The sequence below is a fragment of the Pseudomonas sp. KH_021 genome (assembly GCF_057838865.1).
This window is the reverse complement of sequence record NZ_CM174477.1, coordinates 1,703,797-1,716,018: the sequence shown is the minus strand read 5'-3', so window position 1 is coordinate 1,716,018 and position 12,222 is coordinate 1,703,797. Positions and strand designations below refer to the sequence as shown.

General features: G+C 62.0%; 16 protein-coding genes. 3 read left to right on the top strand and 13 right to left on the bottom strand.

All coding sequences use genetic code 11. The features are described from left to right. The first annotated feature begins 15 nt into the window (after window positions 1-15). The gene (ptrR, locus tag AC3IX4_RS08145; RefSeq protein ID WP_489260051.1) at window positions 16-891 is read left to right on the top strand and encodes a putrescine utilization regulator PtrR; all 876 of its coding nucleotides are present in this window, start codon (window positions 16-18) and stop codon (window positions 889-891) included. Here the strand turns inward: ptrR and AC3IX4_RS08140 are convergent. From AC3IX4_RS08140 to ccmA, 11 genes are all read right to left on the bottom strand, one after another. Next, the gene (locus AC3IX4_RS08140) at window positions 876-1,310 is read right to left on the bottom strand and encodes a group II truncated hemoglobin (RefSeq protein WP_489260050.1); all 435 of its coding nucleotides are present in this window, start codon (window positions 1,308-1,310) and stop codon (window positions 876-878) included. The two genes, ptrR and AC3IX4_RS08140, sit on opposite strands and share 16 nt — an antisense overlap. 91 nt (window positions 1,311-1,401) lie before the next feature. Then, the gene (locus AC3IX4_RS08135) at window positions 1,402-1,809 is read right to left on the bottom strand and encodes a hypothetical protein (protein ID WP_489260049.1); all 408 of its coding nucleotides are present in this window, start codon (window positions 1,807-1,809) and stop codon (window positions 1,402-1,404) included. Between the two features lie 178 nt (window positions 1,810-1,987). Continuing rightward, window positions 1,988-3,196 (bottom strand): c-type cytochrome biogenesis protein CcmI, encoded by a 1,209-nt coding sequence (gene ccmI, locus AC3IX4_RS08130; RefSeq protein ID WP_489260048.1) that lies wholly within the window; start codon window positions 3,194-3,196, stop codon window positions 1,988-1,990. Beyond that, a complete protein-coding gene (locus AC3IX4_RS08125; RefSeq protein ID WP_489260047.1) occupies window positions 3,189-3,665 on the bottom strand; it encodes a cytochrome c-type biogenesis protein in 477 nt (158 codons plus the stop codon). Before AC3IX4_RS08125 ends, ccmI begins: the two co-directional genes overlap by 8 nt. Then, window positions 3,662-4,198 carry a DsbE family thiol:disulfide interchange protein gene (locus AC3IX4_RS08120; protein WP_489260046.1) on the bottom strand — a complete coding sequence of 179 codons (537 nt, stop codon included), beginning with the start codon at window positions 4,196-4,198 and terminating at the stop codon, window positions 3,662-3,664. The genes AC3IX4_RS08125 and AC3IX4_RS08120 overlap by 4 nt, the downstream gene beginning before the upstream one ends. Beyond that, on the bottom strand, window positions 4,195-6,168 hold the full coding sequence (locus tag AC3IX4_RS08115) for a heme lyase CcmF/NrfE family subunit (protein WP_489261246.1): 1,974 nt from the start codon (window positions 6,166-6,168) through the stop codon (window positions 4,195-4,197). Before AC3IX4_RS08115 ends, AC3IX4_RS08120 begins: the two co-directional genes overlap by 4 nt. Window positions 6,169-6,187: 19 nt before the next feature. Further along, window positions 6,188-6,655 (bottom strand): cytochrome c maturation protein CcmE, encoded by a 468-nt coding sequence (gene ccmE / locus AC3IX4_RS08110; RefSeq protein ID WP_489260045.1) that lies wholly within the window; start codon window positions 6,653-6,655, stop codon window positions 6,188-6,190. After that, window positions 6,652-6,828 carry a heme exporter protein CcmD gene (ccmD, locus tag AC3IX4_RS08105; protein ID WP_489260044.1) on the bottom strand — a complete coding sequence of 59 codons (177 nt, stop codon included), beginning with the start codon at window positions 6,826-6,828 and terminating at the stop codon, window positions 6,652-6,654. The genes ccmE and ccmD overlap by 4 nt, the downstream gene beginning before the upstream one ends. Next, the gene (locus AC3IX4_RS08100) at window positions 6,825-7,601 is read right to left on the bottom strand and encodes a heme ABC transporter permease (protein ID WP_489260043.1); all 777 of its coding nucleotides are present in this window, start codon (window positions 7,599-7,601) and stop codon (window positions 6,825-6,827) included. Before AC3IX4_RS08100 ends, ccmD begins: the two co-directional genes overlap by 4 nt. Before the next feature lie 49 nt (window positions 7,602-7,650). Next, the gene (gene ccmB / locus AC3IX4_RS08095) at window positions 7,651-8,319 is read right to left on the bottom strand and encodes a heme exporter protein CcmB (protein WP_489260042.1); all 669 of its coding nucleotides are present in this window, start codon (window positions 8,317-8,319) and stop codon (window positions 7,651-7,653) included. Continuing rightward, window positions 8,316-8,924, bottom strand: a complete 609-nt coding sequence (ccmA, locus tag AC3IX4_RS08090; RefSeq protein ID WP_489261245.1) for a cytochrome c biogenesis heme-transporting ATPase CcmA — start codon at window positions 8,922-8,924, stop codon at window positions 8,316-8,318. Before ccmA ends, ccmB begins: the two co-directional genes overlap by 4 nt. A 174-nt stretch (window positions 8,925-9,098) precedes the next feature. Here ccmA and fliK point away from each other — a divergent pair, with 174 nt between their 5' ends. Together fliK and AC3IX4_RS08080 are read left to right on the top strand one after the other, a co-directional pair. Beyond that, complete coding sequence (fliK, locus tag AC3IX4_RS08085) at window positions 9,099-10,664, top strand: flagellar hook-length control protein FliK (protein WP_489260041.1); 1,566 nt, start codon at window positions 9,099-9,101, stop codon at window positions 10,662-10,664. Next, window positions 10,661-10,975 (top strand): EscU/YscU/HrcU family type III secretion system export apparatus switch protein, encoded by a 315-nt coding sequence (locus AC3IX4_RS08080; protein WP_489260040.1) that lies wholly within the window; start codon window positions 10,661-10,663, stop codon window positions 10,973-10,975. Before fliK ends, AC3IX4_RS08080 begins: the two co-directional genes overlap by 4 nt. A 346-nt stretch (window positions 10,976-11,321) precedes the next feature. On the opposite strand, the gene AC3IX4_RS08075 is transcribed toward AC3IX4_RS08080, so the two are convergent. Together AC3IX4_RS08075 and AC3IX4_RS08070 are read right to left on the bottom strand one after the other, a co-directional pair. Continuing rightward, on the bottom strand, window positions 11,322-11,714 hold the full coding sequence (locus AC3IX4_RS08075) for a DUF2802 domain-containing protein (RefSeq protein WP_489260039.1): 393 nt from the start codon (window positions 11,712-11,714) through the stop codon (window positions 11,322-11,324). Beyond that, window positions 11,715-12,194, bottom strand: coding sequence for a chemotaxis protein CheW (locus tag AC3IX4_RS08070; protein WP_489260038.1), 480 nt, complete (start codon window positions 12,192-12,194; stop codon window positions 11,715-11,717). Between the last annotated feature and the right edge of the window lie 28 nt (window positions 12,195-12,222).

Here is a 12,222-nt window from a genome sequence, read left to right as displayed (position 1 = left end):
CTAAAGGAGAAAGTCGTGGACCTGACCCAGCTTGAGATGTTCCGCGCCGTGGCTGAGGAAGGCAGCATCAGTGCCGCCGCCCAGCGGGTCCATCGGGTGCCCTCCAATCTCACCACGCGGATTCGCCAATTGGAGGCGGACCTGGGGGTCGACCTGTTTATCCGCGAAAAGCTGCGCCTGCGCCTATCACCCGCTGGCTGGAATTTTCTCGAATACGCCAAGCGCATTCTCGACCTGGTGGATGAGGCCCGGCTGGCCGTGTCCGGCAGTGAACCCCAAGGCGGTTTTTCGCTAGGTTCCCTGGAAAGTACCGCCGCCGTGCGCATCCCTGCCCTACTGGCGGCGTATCACCAACACTTTCCCAAAGTCGAACTGGACCTTTCCACCGGCCCTTCCGGGACGATGATCGAGGGCGTGCTGGACGGTCGCCTGTCGGCTGCCTTTGTCGATGGGCCGGTACTGCACCCGGCGCTGGAGGGCATGCCGGTGTTTGAAGAGGAAATGGTCGTGATCGCCCCCTCCAGCCACCCGCCGATTCTCAGTGCTGCACAGGTGAACGGTGCCAGCATCTATGCCTTTCGCGCCAACTGCTCCTACCGCAAGCACTTCGAACGCTGGTTCAGCAATGACGGTTCGATGCCGGGGAAAATCTTCGAGATGGAGTCTTATCACGGCATGCTCGCGTGCGTCAGCGCCGGAGCGGGCCTGGCACTGATGCCGCGCAGCATGCTTGAAAGCATGCCGGGCAGCAGTAATGTCAGCGTCTGGCCACTGAGCCCGGCCTTCCGGCATCTGAACACCTGGTTGATTTGGCGCCAGGGGGTCAAGTCACGCAATCTGATCGCAATGATCGAGCTACTGCAGGGGATGACCGCTCAACCCTCGCCCTGAGCACCGTGCCGATTACGGCTGGCCTGTACGATCCGCTGCGCCGGCACGCGCAGTTGGGCCAGCAGGTAGTCGGCAAACTCGGGCGAGTAAGGCTGCAAGGCAATGGCCTGCTCCATGCACATCAGCCAGGCTGCACTCCCCGCTTCATCGATTGGCCATTGGGCGTGAAAGGCGGGTATCGAGATCGAGCCAAATTTCTCTGCAAACAATTTTGGCCCGCCCAGCCAGCCGCTGAGAAAACAGGTGAGTTTTTCACGCGAGCCGTCGAGGCTTTCAGGGTGCATGGCGCGTAAACGAGCGGCCGCTGGCAACTCGTCCATCAGCCGATAAAAGTCGTCGACCAGTTGGCGCAAGCCTTCATGGCCGCCTGCGGCTTGGTAGGAGGCATCGCCGGTGCCAAAGGGGGGATTGCTGTTCATGAGATTACCTTGCACGAGAAAGCACTATGCGTTAGACAACACACACCGCGGGGCCCTATCGCCGGCAAGCCGGGCTCCTACACGTGGCCAGTCAGTTGGAGAATGCTCGGCCCAATCCGCCTGGTACTCCACTGCTATCGGTTTCCTGCCAAGGGCCATTGAGGTTGGTGGACCAACTCCAGCCGTTATTCCAGCGGTAGTAGGTGCGCTGACGGTAGAAGGTATTGGTCTGTTTTTCCAGTACATACACGCCCAGCTTCGGGTCCCAGTGGCTAGCGCCACCCGGTGGCGGCGCGAAACTTGCCGAGGTCCGTGGCATCGGCTTGGGTGTGGCCGCTGGGGGCTTGGGCGCGGTGCTGGGTTTGGTCACCGGAGGTTTGATCACAGGGCCCTTGGGTGGCGGCGTGGGCAAGGGCTCGGTGGGCATGGGTTCATGTACCGCACAGGCGCTCAAGCCCAGTACCAGAGTAAGAAGGGTCAGACGGGCAATGGCGGTCATGGCGATGCTCTCGTGTATAGCGGTCGTTCAATGGAAGAAACGTTACGGGCGTGATCGGTTGGACTTCAATCCCGTAGGAGCGACGGGGGCGCCTAGACCTTGGTCGCGATGGCATCACCGCGGTTTATCTTAGACCGCAGTGATGCCATCGCGACTAAAGTCTGCTCCTACGGGACAGTTAACGCACGGGCTCTGGGGTATCGATCAGCACGTGCTGCAAGGCCGTGGTGGTGCTGGCCAGCGGCTGGCTGCGGCCGATCCACTCGCCCTGGGTCGGCTGTCCTGCACGCGATACCCGCGCCACCAGTTGCACCTCGGGGAATTTCGACAGCTTGAGCTGAGGCATCATCGCGTCGGCATCGCTCAGCTCCACCTCAATCGGCAGGTCTGCCACGGTCACGCGCTTGACCGCCAAGGGCATGGGCGGCCCTGCGCTTGCGCGGGCAAAGATAAACACGCTGTCATCTGGCTTGACCTTGGCCTTCGCATCGGCCGCCAGGTCCACTCGCACTTTCATCCGCGCCTGGGCCGCTTGCGCAGGGGCTGGCTTGACGCTGCCACCACTGGCCACCAGCCGCTCGCTGGCGCGCTTGATACCGCCCTCGAGCGCTGAGCGCGAACTGTCGTCAGGGGGCAGCAGCTCGAGCAGCTGCGTCCAGCGGTCGATGGCATCCTGGTAACGCTCGCTTTCAAAGGCGGCGATACCCAGCAGCCCCAGGCTGGTCACTTCCTTGGGGTCGCCCTTCAAGGCTTCATCAGTCAGCGCCTGCAGCTCATCGCTCCACTGTTTGCCGTTGGCAAAATAGCGCGCTTGGGCCAATTGGCCGAGCAGCTCTGGCTGGCGACCGGCCAGGGCAATGCTGCGTTCGAACAGTTTGGCCGCATCGGCCGGGCGCTCCTGGGTCATGTAGGTGCGACCCAGAAAGTACACACCCTCGACCGAGTCTGGCTGAGCCGCCACTGCCCGTTCAAGGCGCCGGGTCATGTCTTCCATGGACGTAGGCGCCTGGGCGAATTCGCGGGTCAGCTCGACCTTGTCGCTGGCCCCGAAATGCAGGTACAGGCCCAGCCCCAACACCGGCACCAACAGCGCCGCCAGCAGCGGCAAAGGCTTGCCCAGGCGTGAAACGCGAAGCTGCTGGTCACCGTCGGTATCGGCCAGCAATTCACGCGCCGCTTCCGCGCGACCGCTGTCCATCTGCGCCTCGGTCAACACCCCCTCGTCACGCTCTGCTGCCAGTTCCGCCACGCGCTCTTGATAGAGAGCGACGTTCAAGGCGGTGCGGTCAGCATCCAACTGGGCACGGCGGCCCCGCAATACAGGGATCAACAGAAAACTCAAGGCCACCAGCAACAGCAACCCTGCAGCAAGCCAGAAATCAATCATGGGTTTGGTCTTTGTCCAGCAATTGGGCGAGGCGCTGACGTTGCGCATCGGTAAGGTCGGTGTCGCTGGCAGGCAAAGCCCGGCTGCGACGGCGCACGATCACGGCGATCATTACCGCGCCGCCCAGCAACAGCCCGGCCGGGCCGAACCAGAGCAGCCAGGTGCGTGAGCTCAGTGCCGGTTTATAGCGCACGAAGTCACCGTAGCGATCGACCATGAAGTCGATGATCTGTTGATTGCTCTTGCCTTCGCCGAGCATGCGGAAGATTTCCTTGCGCAGGTCCGCGGCAATCGGTGCATTGGAATCGGCGATGTCCTGGTTCTGGCACTTGGGGCAGCGCAGTTCCTTGGTCAGCTCGCGAAACCGCTCGCGATCACGGTTGCTGGCAAATTCATAGGTGTCGATGGCCGCCTGGGCCACACCCGCCAGGCTCAAGCCCAAAACGGCAGCGGCAAGCCAGCGCTTCATGGCCGGGCCTCGTCGACCAGGCCCTGGTAGAGGCTGGCGAGTTGCTCGCGCCAGACGGTCTCATCGATCACCCCCACGAACTTGTGACGGATCACGCCCTTGGCATCGATCAGGAAGGTCTCCGGGGCACCATAAACGCCCAGGTTCAGCCCCAGGGTGCCTTGCTCATCACGGATATCGAGCTGGTAGGGGTTGTGGAACTCGCTGAGCCACTTGAGCGCCGCGGCGTTGTCATCCTTGTAGTTGATGCCATAGATGACCACGCCTTGCTGGGCCAGTTTGTTCAGCACCGGGTGCTCGACCCGGCAGGAGATGCACCAGGTGCCCCAGACGTTGACCAACGCTGGCTTGCCGAGCAGGTCGGCCTGGCTCAGGGTCTTGTCGCCCTGCACGGTTGGCAAGGAAAACGCCGGGAAGGGTTTACCGATCATGGCCGAGGGCAACTCGGCCGGGTCCAGGTACAGGCCTCGATACAGAAACACCGCTACCACCAGAAACAACGCCAGCGGCAACAACAAAATCCAACGCTTCATGCCGTCGCTCCACTCATGCCCAGCGCTTCACGCACCCGGCTCTTGACCTTGACTCGATAACGCGGGTCCAGCGCGGCCAGCAAACCACCCAAGCCGGTCAGCAGTCCGCCGAACCAGATCCAGCGCACGAACGGCTTGACGTGTACCCGCACCGCCCAGGCGCCTTCGCCCAAGGGCTCACCCAGGGCCACGTACAGGTCTCGGGTAAAGCCTGCGTCGATACCGGCCTCGGTCATCATCGATTGCTGCACGGTGTACAGGCGCTTTTCCGGGTGCAGCACACTGATTTCGCGACCCTTCTCCAGCACCCGCACCGTGCCCTTGTCGGAGGTGAAGTTGGGGCCTTCGAAATGTTTGGCACCCTCGAAAACGAATTGGTAGCCGCCCAGCTCCATTGACTCGCCCGGCGCCAAACGCAGGTCGCGTTCGGCGCTGTTGCTGCTCGACAGCACCACGCCCATGGCACACACGGCAATGCCGATATGCGCCACATGCATGCCCCAGTAGCTGAGATTGAAGCCACGGATGCCCTTGATCAGGCCCTTGTGGCGAGTCTTGTCGAAAATGTCGCGCACACCCGCCAAGGCAATCCACGCCGCCAGGGCGAAGGTGGTCATCACCGGCCAGTCGAAATCATCGACCATCAGGCTCGCCAGCGGCGCAATCACCGCGCTGCCGATCAGCACCGGCGTGAGCATGCCGGCCAGCCATTTGAGCGGGGTGTCTTTCCAGCGCACCAGCACGCCCACCGCCATGACCACCATCAACAGGCCGATCAGCGGCACAAACAAGGCATTGAAGTACGGTGGGCCGACCGACAGCTTGGCGCCGGTCAGGGCGTCAAGCACCAGCGGGTACAGGGTGCCGAGCAGAATCATCGAGGCGGCGACCACCAGCACCAGGTTATTGCCCAGCAACAGCGTTTCCCGCGACCACAGGCCAAAGCCGACCTGGCTCTTGACCACCGGCGCACGCACGGCGAACAACGCCAGCGAGCCGCCGACCACGCACAGCAGGAAAATCAGGATAAACACGCCACGGGCCGGGTCCGAAGCAAAGGCATGCACCGAGGTCAGCACCCCGGAACGCACCAGGAAGGTGCCCAGCAGGCTCAGCGAAAAGGCAGCGATGGCCAACAACACCGTCCAACTCTTGAACACGCCACGTTTTTCAGTGACCGCCAACGAGTGAATCAGCGCCGTACCCACCAACCAGGGCATAAACGAGGCGTTTTCCACCGGGTCCCAGAACCACCAGCCACCCCAGCCCAGCTCGTAATAAGCCCACCAGGAGCCCAGGGTGATACCAATGCCCAGGAAGGCCCAGGCGACGATGGTCCAGGGCCGCGACCAGCGTGCCCAGGCCGCATCCAGGCGCCCGCCCAGCAAGGCGGCGATGGCAAAGGCGAAGGCCACGGAGAAGCCGACATAGCCCATGTACAGCATCGGTGGGTGGACGATCAGGCCGATGTCTTGCAGCAACGGATTGAGGTCGCGCCCATCCATCGGCACCTGCGGCAAAATGCGCTCGAAGGGGTTGGAGGTCATGATCAGAAACAGCAGAAAACCGATGCTGATCATGCCCATCACGGCCAGCACGCGGGCAAGCATCTCTTGCGGCAACTGGCGGGAGAAGATCGACACGGCAAAGGTCCAGCCGCCCAGAATCAAGGCCCACAGCAGCAACGAGCCTTCGTGGGCACCCCATACGGCGCTGAACTTGTAGTACCACGGCAAGGCGCTGTTGGAGTTGCTGGCGACATAAGCAACGGAGAAATCGTCGATCATGAAGGCGTAGGTCAAACAGCCAAAGGCAAAGGCCAAAAAGGCGAACTGGCCCCAGGCGGCCGGCTGGGCCAGGCTCATCCAGAGCCGGTCGCCACGCCAGGCGCCTAGCAGCGGCAGGGTTGCCTGCACGACGGCAAAGCACAGCGCCAGGGTCAGGGCCAGGTGGCCAAGTTCGGGGATCATCAATGAGGCAGTCATGGCATTACCCCTGCTTGGCCGGTGTCGAAGCGGGCGCCGGGGCGGCCTGGCCACTCTCCTTGAGCGCCTTGGTCACTTCCGGTGGCATGTATTTTTCATCGTGTTTGGCCAGCACCTCGTCCGCCACCACCACGCCCTCGGCATTGAGCTTGCCCAGGGCGACGATGCCCTGCCCTTCACGGAACAGGTCCGGGAGGATGCCGCGGTAAGTGATCGGCACGGATTTATTGAAGTCGGTGACCACGAAGCGCACGTCCAGCGAATCACCAGAGCGTTGCAGCGAACCCTTCTCGACCATGCCGCCAGCGCGGATGCGAGTGTCCAGCGGCGCTTCGCCGTTGGCAATCTGGGTGGGGGTGTAGAACAGGTTGATGTTCTGTTGCAGGGCGCTGAGCGCCAGGGCCACGGCGATGCCGACTCCAGCCAACAACCCGAGGATGATAAACAGACGTTTCTTGCGCAGCGGATTCACTTGCGTATCTCCCGACGCAGCCGACGCGCCTCTTGTTCCAGGTAACGGCGTTTGGAGACCAGGGGGCCGGTGACGTTGATCAACAACACCAACAGGCAGATCCCATAGGCCGACCAGACATACAGACCATGATGCCCCATGGCCAGGAACTCACTGAACGACGCAAACTTCATTGTGCGGCCTCCCGCCCAAGGGCCCGTAGCACTTCGGCTTGGGCCCAACTGCTGCGCACTTCGCGCTTGAGCACTTCAAGGCGCATGCGCACCAGCAGCATAGCGCCGAAAAAGCAATAGAAGCCCAGCGCCGTCAGCAGCAAGGGCAGCCACATCTCGGCTGGCATTGCCGGTTTTTCGGTCAGGGTGAAGGTGGCGCCCTGGTGCAGGGTGTTCCACCACTCCACCGAGTACTTGATGATCGGGATGTTGATCACGCCGACAATCGCCAGCACCGCGCAGGCCTTGGCCGCGCTGTCACGATTGCTGATCGCCCGGCCCAGGGCAATAAGACCGAAGTACAGAAACAGCAGGATCAGCATCGACGTCAGGCGGGCATCCCAGACCCACCAACTGCCCCAGGTCGGCTTGCCCCAGATAGCGCCGGTGACCAGCGCCACGGCGGTCATCCAGGCACCAATCGGAGCACCGCATTGCAGGGCGATGTCAGCGATTTTCATTTTCCAGACCAGCCCGACCACGCCCGCCACGGCCAGCATCACGTAGCAGGATTGGGCCAGCATGGCGGCCGGCACATGGATATAGATGATACGAAAGCTGTTGCCTTGCTGGTAGTCCTGTGGGGCAAAGACCAGCCCCCAGACGATGCCCACCCCGATAAACAGGGCCGCTGCAATAGCGAGCCACGGCAGCAGGCGACCGCTGATGCCATAGAACCACTTGGGTGAACCCAGTTTATGAAACCACGTCCAGCTGATTACGCTGTTTTTCATTACGGTAAATCCAGGGTCTTAGCCGGGACACGGGGCCCAGCTCCTTTTATTATTCGCCGACGCTGATCTTCAGGCCAGCAGCTATTGCAAAGGGTGCCAGGGTTACTGCCAGGGCCATCAAGCTTGCGAGCCAGAGCAGATAACCGGTGGCCGGCATACCTTGCAAGGCTGCCTGCAGGGCGCCGCTGCCGAGGATCAATACCGGGATATATAAAGGCAAAATAAGCAGTGCCAGCAACAGGCCACCGCGTTTCAAACCCACCGTCAGCGCGGCACCGACCGCGCCCAGCAGGCTGAGCACCGGAGTGCCCAATAACAGGGATGCCAACAATACCGGCAAACACGCCGCTGGCAAGCCCAACATCAGTGCCAACAGGGGTGCCAGCAATACCAGCGCCAGGCCCGAGAACGCCCAGTGTGCCAGTACCTTGGCCAACACCAGAAGGGCCAGCGGATGCGGCGAAAGCACCCACTGTTCCAGCGATCCATCCTCGAAATCACTGCGAAACAGCCCGTCCAGCGAGAGCAGCACGGACAATAGTGCCGCGACCCACACCAGCCCTGGCGACAAGGTTTGCAACAATTGAGTTTCGGGACCGACCGCCAATGGGAACAACGCAATCACGATGGCGAAGAATACCAGTGGGTTGGCAAGCTCCGCGGGGCGGCGGCACAACAGGCGTGCTTCACGCCTGACCAGTAACGCAAAAACACTCATACGGACCAATGCCCCAGATCAATATTCCGATAACCGGCAGGCACGATATCGAGCGTGTGGTGCGTGGTCAGCACCACCATCCCACCTTGCTCGCAGTGCTGGGCCAGATGCTGCTCAAGCTGGGCCACGCCTTGTTTGTCGAGGGCGGTGAAAGGCTCGTCGAGAATCCACAGCGGCGGGCTGTCCAGATACAGTCGCGCCAGGGCCACGCGGCGTTGCTGGCCGGCCGACAGGGTATGACAGGGAACGTCTTCGAAACCGCGCAGCCCGACGGCTTCCAGTGCCTTCCAGATAGCGTCGCGGTTAGCCGGTTGGTGCAAGGCGCAGAGCCAGGCGAGGTTCTCTTCGGGGCTCAGCAGATCCTTTATGCCTGCGGCGTGGCCGATCCACAATAGCCCCCGCGCAAGTTCTGTGCGCTGTTCGGCCAATGGCCGACCTTGCAGCAGTACTTGGCCGTGAGTGGGTTCCATAAGGCCGCAAAGCAGGCGCAGCAGGCTGGTCTTGCCACTGCCATTGGGGCCACTGATCTGCAACATGTCGCCCGCGTCGAGCTGCAATTCGAGGTGCTCGAAGAGCATCCGCCAGTCGCGCTCGCACGCAAGCATCACGGCTTGGAGATGAGGAGTCACGGGTTCGCCTTATGGTTTTTGCTATACGGTTCAAGTCGGCCGCCGCTCGGCCGTTATAGAAGAATCAGACACCTTCGAAGGTCGATTCGGGCCGCATTATACATGCCATGTCCGCCGGCCAAGCGTGCAATTTTCCACAGGTCGGACGCGATGACGAGTGAAATCAACAGCCTCAACGGCCCGCTGCCGACAGCGTCTGCGACGCGTTCTGCAGCGAACACCGGCGAGCTGCTCAAATTGCTCCAGCCACTGCCGGGCACACTGGCGGTGGGCGAAAGCGCGAGCGCCGAAGTCATGGACCTCAAGCAGACCGCACAGACCTTTCAACTGCTGCTGCGCCTGACGCTGGCCAATGGTCGCCAGACCAACGTTCAGGCGTCGAGCCTGGCGCCGCTGCTGCAAGGCACACAGGTGACGGTTACCCGCGCTTCCAACGACAGCCTGGCCGTACTGCTGCAACAGGCGAGCAACAACAATGTCGCCGCGTTGACCTCATTGGACATCAAGCAACTGCCGGTTGGCACACTGCTGCAAGGCAAAGTGCTGACCTCCCAATTGCTGCCCCAGCCGACAGGCCAACCCGCGGTGTATCGGGCCTTGCTCAGTGTGCTCAACACCGCCCAGGCGGGTGCCACCCTGAGCCTGGACAGCCCTCGCCCGCTGGCCTTGGGCAGCTTGCTCAGCGCCAGGGTGCAAGGGCCGCAACAATTGTCGTTCGTGCCCTTGAGCGGGCGTCTGGATCAATTGGCGCTGGTGCAAAACCTCAGTGCCCAACAAAGCCGCCAAGGATCGATCGAGGGCCTGTTCGCAGCCTTGCAACGCCTGCAGGACAGCGACGCGCTACCGGATGATGTGCGCGCCAGTGCCGACAAGCTGATCGCCAGCCTGCCCGATATCCGCCAACTGGGCGAGGCCCGTGGCGTGGCCCAGGCGCTGGCCGCCAGTGGCGTGTTTCTGGAAGCCAGCCTGCTTGGCGGCGGCACCCTCCAAGCCACCGACTTAAAGGCTCATCTGTTGCGGCTGGTAGCGCAGATCCTGCCAGGGTTGCCGGCCAATACCGCGTTCAATCCTACTGTGGCCAGCAGCACCCTGGCCCAGGTACTCCCCGCAATGGTTCGCAGTGCCTTGGGCATGCTCGGCCAGGTGAGCACCCGCGGCCCGGCGGGTGGTTTTCCACTTCCGGCCAAGCTGCTGAAAAATGCCGGCGACGATGACCTTGAACACCTGCTCAAACTGGCCGCCGCCGCCGTCTCGCGCCTGCAGACCCATCAATTGAGCAGCCTGGAAAAAACCGGCACCACGCCCGATGGCAACCTGTTGACCACCTGGCAACTGGAAATCCCCATGCGTTCGCAGCAAGACATCCTGCCCTTGCAGGTCAAATTGCAACGTGAGGAAACACCGGAGCAACCATCCCACCCCGATCGCGGGCGTCGCGACGCCAAGGAGCTGTTGTGGCGCGTAGACCTGGCCTTCGACGTTCACCCATTGGGGCCGATGCAGGTCCAGGCGCAACTGGTGCGTGGCAGCCTGTCCAGCCAACTGTGGGCCGAACACCCGGCCACAGCCCGCCTGATCGACAGCCACTTGAATTACTTGCGTGAGCGCCTGGTGGCCTGCGGCCTCACCGTTGGCGAACTGGACTGCCACCTGGGCACCCCACCCCAGGGGCCGCGAACACAATTGCACCAACGCTGGGTGGATGAAACCGCATGACCGAGCCAACACCGCGCCAGGCCATCGCCCTGAGCTACGACGGCCAACAGGCCCCCACCCTGACGGCCAAGGGCGACGACGCGCTGGCAGAAGCGATCCTGGCCATTGCCCGGGATTATGAAGTGCCGATCTACGAGAACGCCGAGCTGGTCAAGCTGCTGGCGCGCCTGGAGCTGGGTGATCGGATACCGGAGGAGTTGTACCGCACCATTGCCGAGATCATTGCCTTTGCCTGGCATTTGAAAGGCAAGATGCCGGCGGGGTTTGTGGCGCAGGAGCCGGGGGTGGAGCGGGATATCACACCGGGATAGGCTTGGCCCGTATCAGGGCCTCCAGGCGCTTGCCTTGGGTTTTGTGCTGTTGCCCAAATCGAGCGCCGCCCGCGCGGCGCATTCGCCGGCTAAAGCCGACTCCCACATTTTTTGCAACGTGCCATGGCCTGTGGGGTTGGGGTTGTTAGCCTTGGTAGTTCGGCTTTAGATTTTTGTGATTTCGGGGGGGGCGCGTGGCTGACAACTCCACTCTCACAGGCCATGGCACGTTGCAACCAATGTGGGAGCCGGCTTTAGCCGGCGAATGCGCCGCGCGGGCGGCGCGCGATCTCAATAACAAAGAAAAAACCAAGGCGGACAGTGTGTGCACCGCCACCCCAAAGCCTCAGCTTTTGTGTATTTTGCTCATCAACTCGGCCTCGGCCTGGGTCAAGCCGCAGGCCTGGGTCAGTTCGTCGATACTGGCGCCCATCCCCACCAGCTTGGCCGCCTGGGAATAGGACAAGCTGCTAGGGTCGCGCTGCTCGATCTGCAGCAGTTTGTCCGGTAATGGCTCAACCATCGCACGCAACTCATGCAGTTCGTCGCCCATGCGCACACAAATGTTCTGGTAGTCATCCACCCGCTTGACCAGCTCGCGAAGGCGCTGGTCACGCAGCGCATCGCCCTCGGCTTGCTGCGCTGCGATCAGCCGCTGGTTTTTGCTGTAGGACATAAACATCCACAAGGTCCCGGCCCAGAGGATGCCCAGCACAAGCACCGCCACCTCGAAGATCAATCAGATATTCTCCAGCTCGGACCATTCTTCTTCGGTCATCATTTTGTCCAGCTCAACCAGAATCAGCAGTTCGCCATTCTTGTTGCACACGCCCTGGATAAACTTGGCCGACTCTTCGTTGCCCACGTTCGGCGCCGTCTCGACTTCTGACTGACGCAGGTAAACCACCTCGGCAACGCTGTCGACCAGAATGCCCACCACTTGCTTGTCGGCTTCGATGATGACGATGCGGGTGTTATCGCTGACGTCGCTCGGGGCCAGGCCGAAGCGCTGGCGGGTGTCGATCACGGTCACCACGTTGCCGCGCAGGTTGATGATGCCCAGCACGTAGCTCGGCGCACCCGGCACCGGGGCGATTTCGGTGTAGCGCAGGACTTCCTGGACCTGCATCACGTTGATGCCGTAGGTTTCGTTGTCCAGGCGGAAGGTCACCCATTGCAGAATCGGATCTTCGGAACCTTGTGCAGACGACTTATTCATACCCTAACTCCTCAAAATCCGAAATGTT

What these genes read in the sequence shown, in the direction of transcription:
- AC3IX4_RS08140 (WP_489260050.1), bottom strand. Translation starts at nt 1,310, where the DNA reads ATGAACAGCAATCCCCCCTTTGGCACCGGCGATGCCTCCTACCAAGCC.
- AC3IX4_RS08135 (WP_489260049.1), bottom strand. Translation starts at nt 1,809, where the DNA reads ATGACCGCCATTGCCCGTCTGACCCTTCTTACTCTGGTACTGGGCTTG.
- ccmI (WP_489260048.1), bottom strand. Translation starts at nt 3,196, where the DNA reads ATGATTGATTTCTGGCTTGCTGCAGGGTTGCTGTTGCTGGTGGCCTTG.
- AC3IX4_RS08125 (WP_489260047.1), bottom strand. Translation starts at nt 3,665, where the DNA reads ATGAAGCGCTGGCTTGCCGCTGCCGTTTTGGGCTTGAGCCTGGCGGGT.
- AC3IX4_RS08120 (WP_489260046.1), bottom strand. Translation starts at nt 4,198, where the DNA reads ATGAAGCGTTGGATTTTGTTGTTGCCGCTGGCGTTGTTTCTGGTGGTA.
- AC3IX4_RS08115 (WP_489261246.1), bottom strand. Translation starts at nt 6,168, where the DNA reads ATGATCCCCGAACTTGGCCACCTGGCCCTGACCCTGGCGCTGTGCTTT.
- ccmD (WP_489260044.1), bottom strand. Translation starts at nt 6,828, where the DNA reads ATGAAGTTTGCGTCGTTCAGTGAGTTCCTGGCCATGGGGCATCATGGT.
- AC3IX4_RS08100 (WP_489260043.1), bottom strand. Translation starts at nt 7,601, where the DNA reads ATGAAAAACAGCGTAATCAGCTGGACGTGGTTTCATAAACTGGGTTCA.
- ccmB (WP_489260042.1), bottom strand. Translation starts at nt 8,319, where the DNA reads ATGAGTGTTTTTGCGTTACTGGTCAGGCGTGAAGCACGCCTGTTGTGC.
- ccmA (WP_489261245.1), bottom strand. Translation starts at nt 8,924, where the DNA reads ATGCTTGCGTGCGAGCGCGACTGGCGGATGCTCTTCGAGCACCTCGAA.
- fliK (WP_489260041.1), top strand. Translation starts at nt 9,099, where the DNA reads ATGACGAGTGAAATCAACAGCCTCAACGGCCCGCTGCCGACAGCGTCT.
- AC3IX4_RS08080 (WP_489260040.1), top strand. Translation starts at nt 10,661, where the DNA reads ATGACCGAGCCAACACCGCGCCAGGCCATCGCCCTGAGCTACGACGGC.
- AC3IX4_RS08070 (WP_489260038.1), bottom strand. Translation starts at nt 12,194, where the DNA reads ATGAATAAGTCGTCTGCACAAGGTTCCGAAGATCCGATTCTGCAATGG.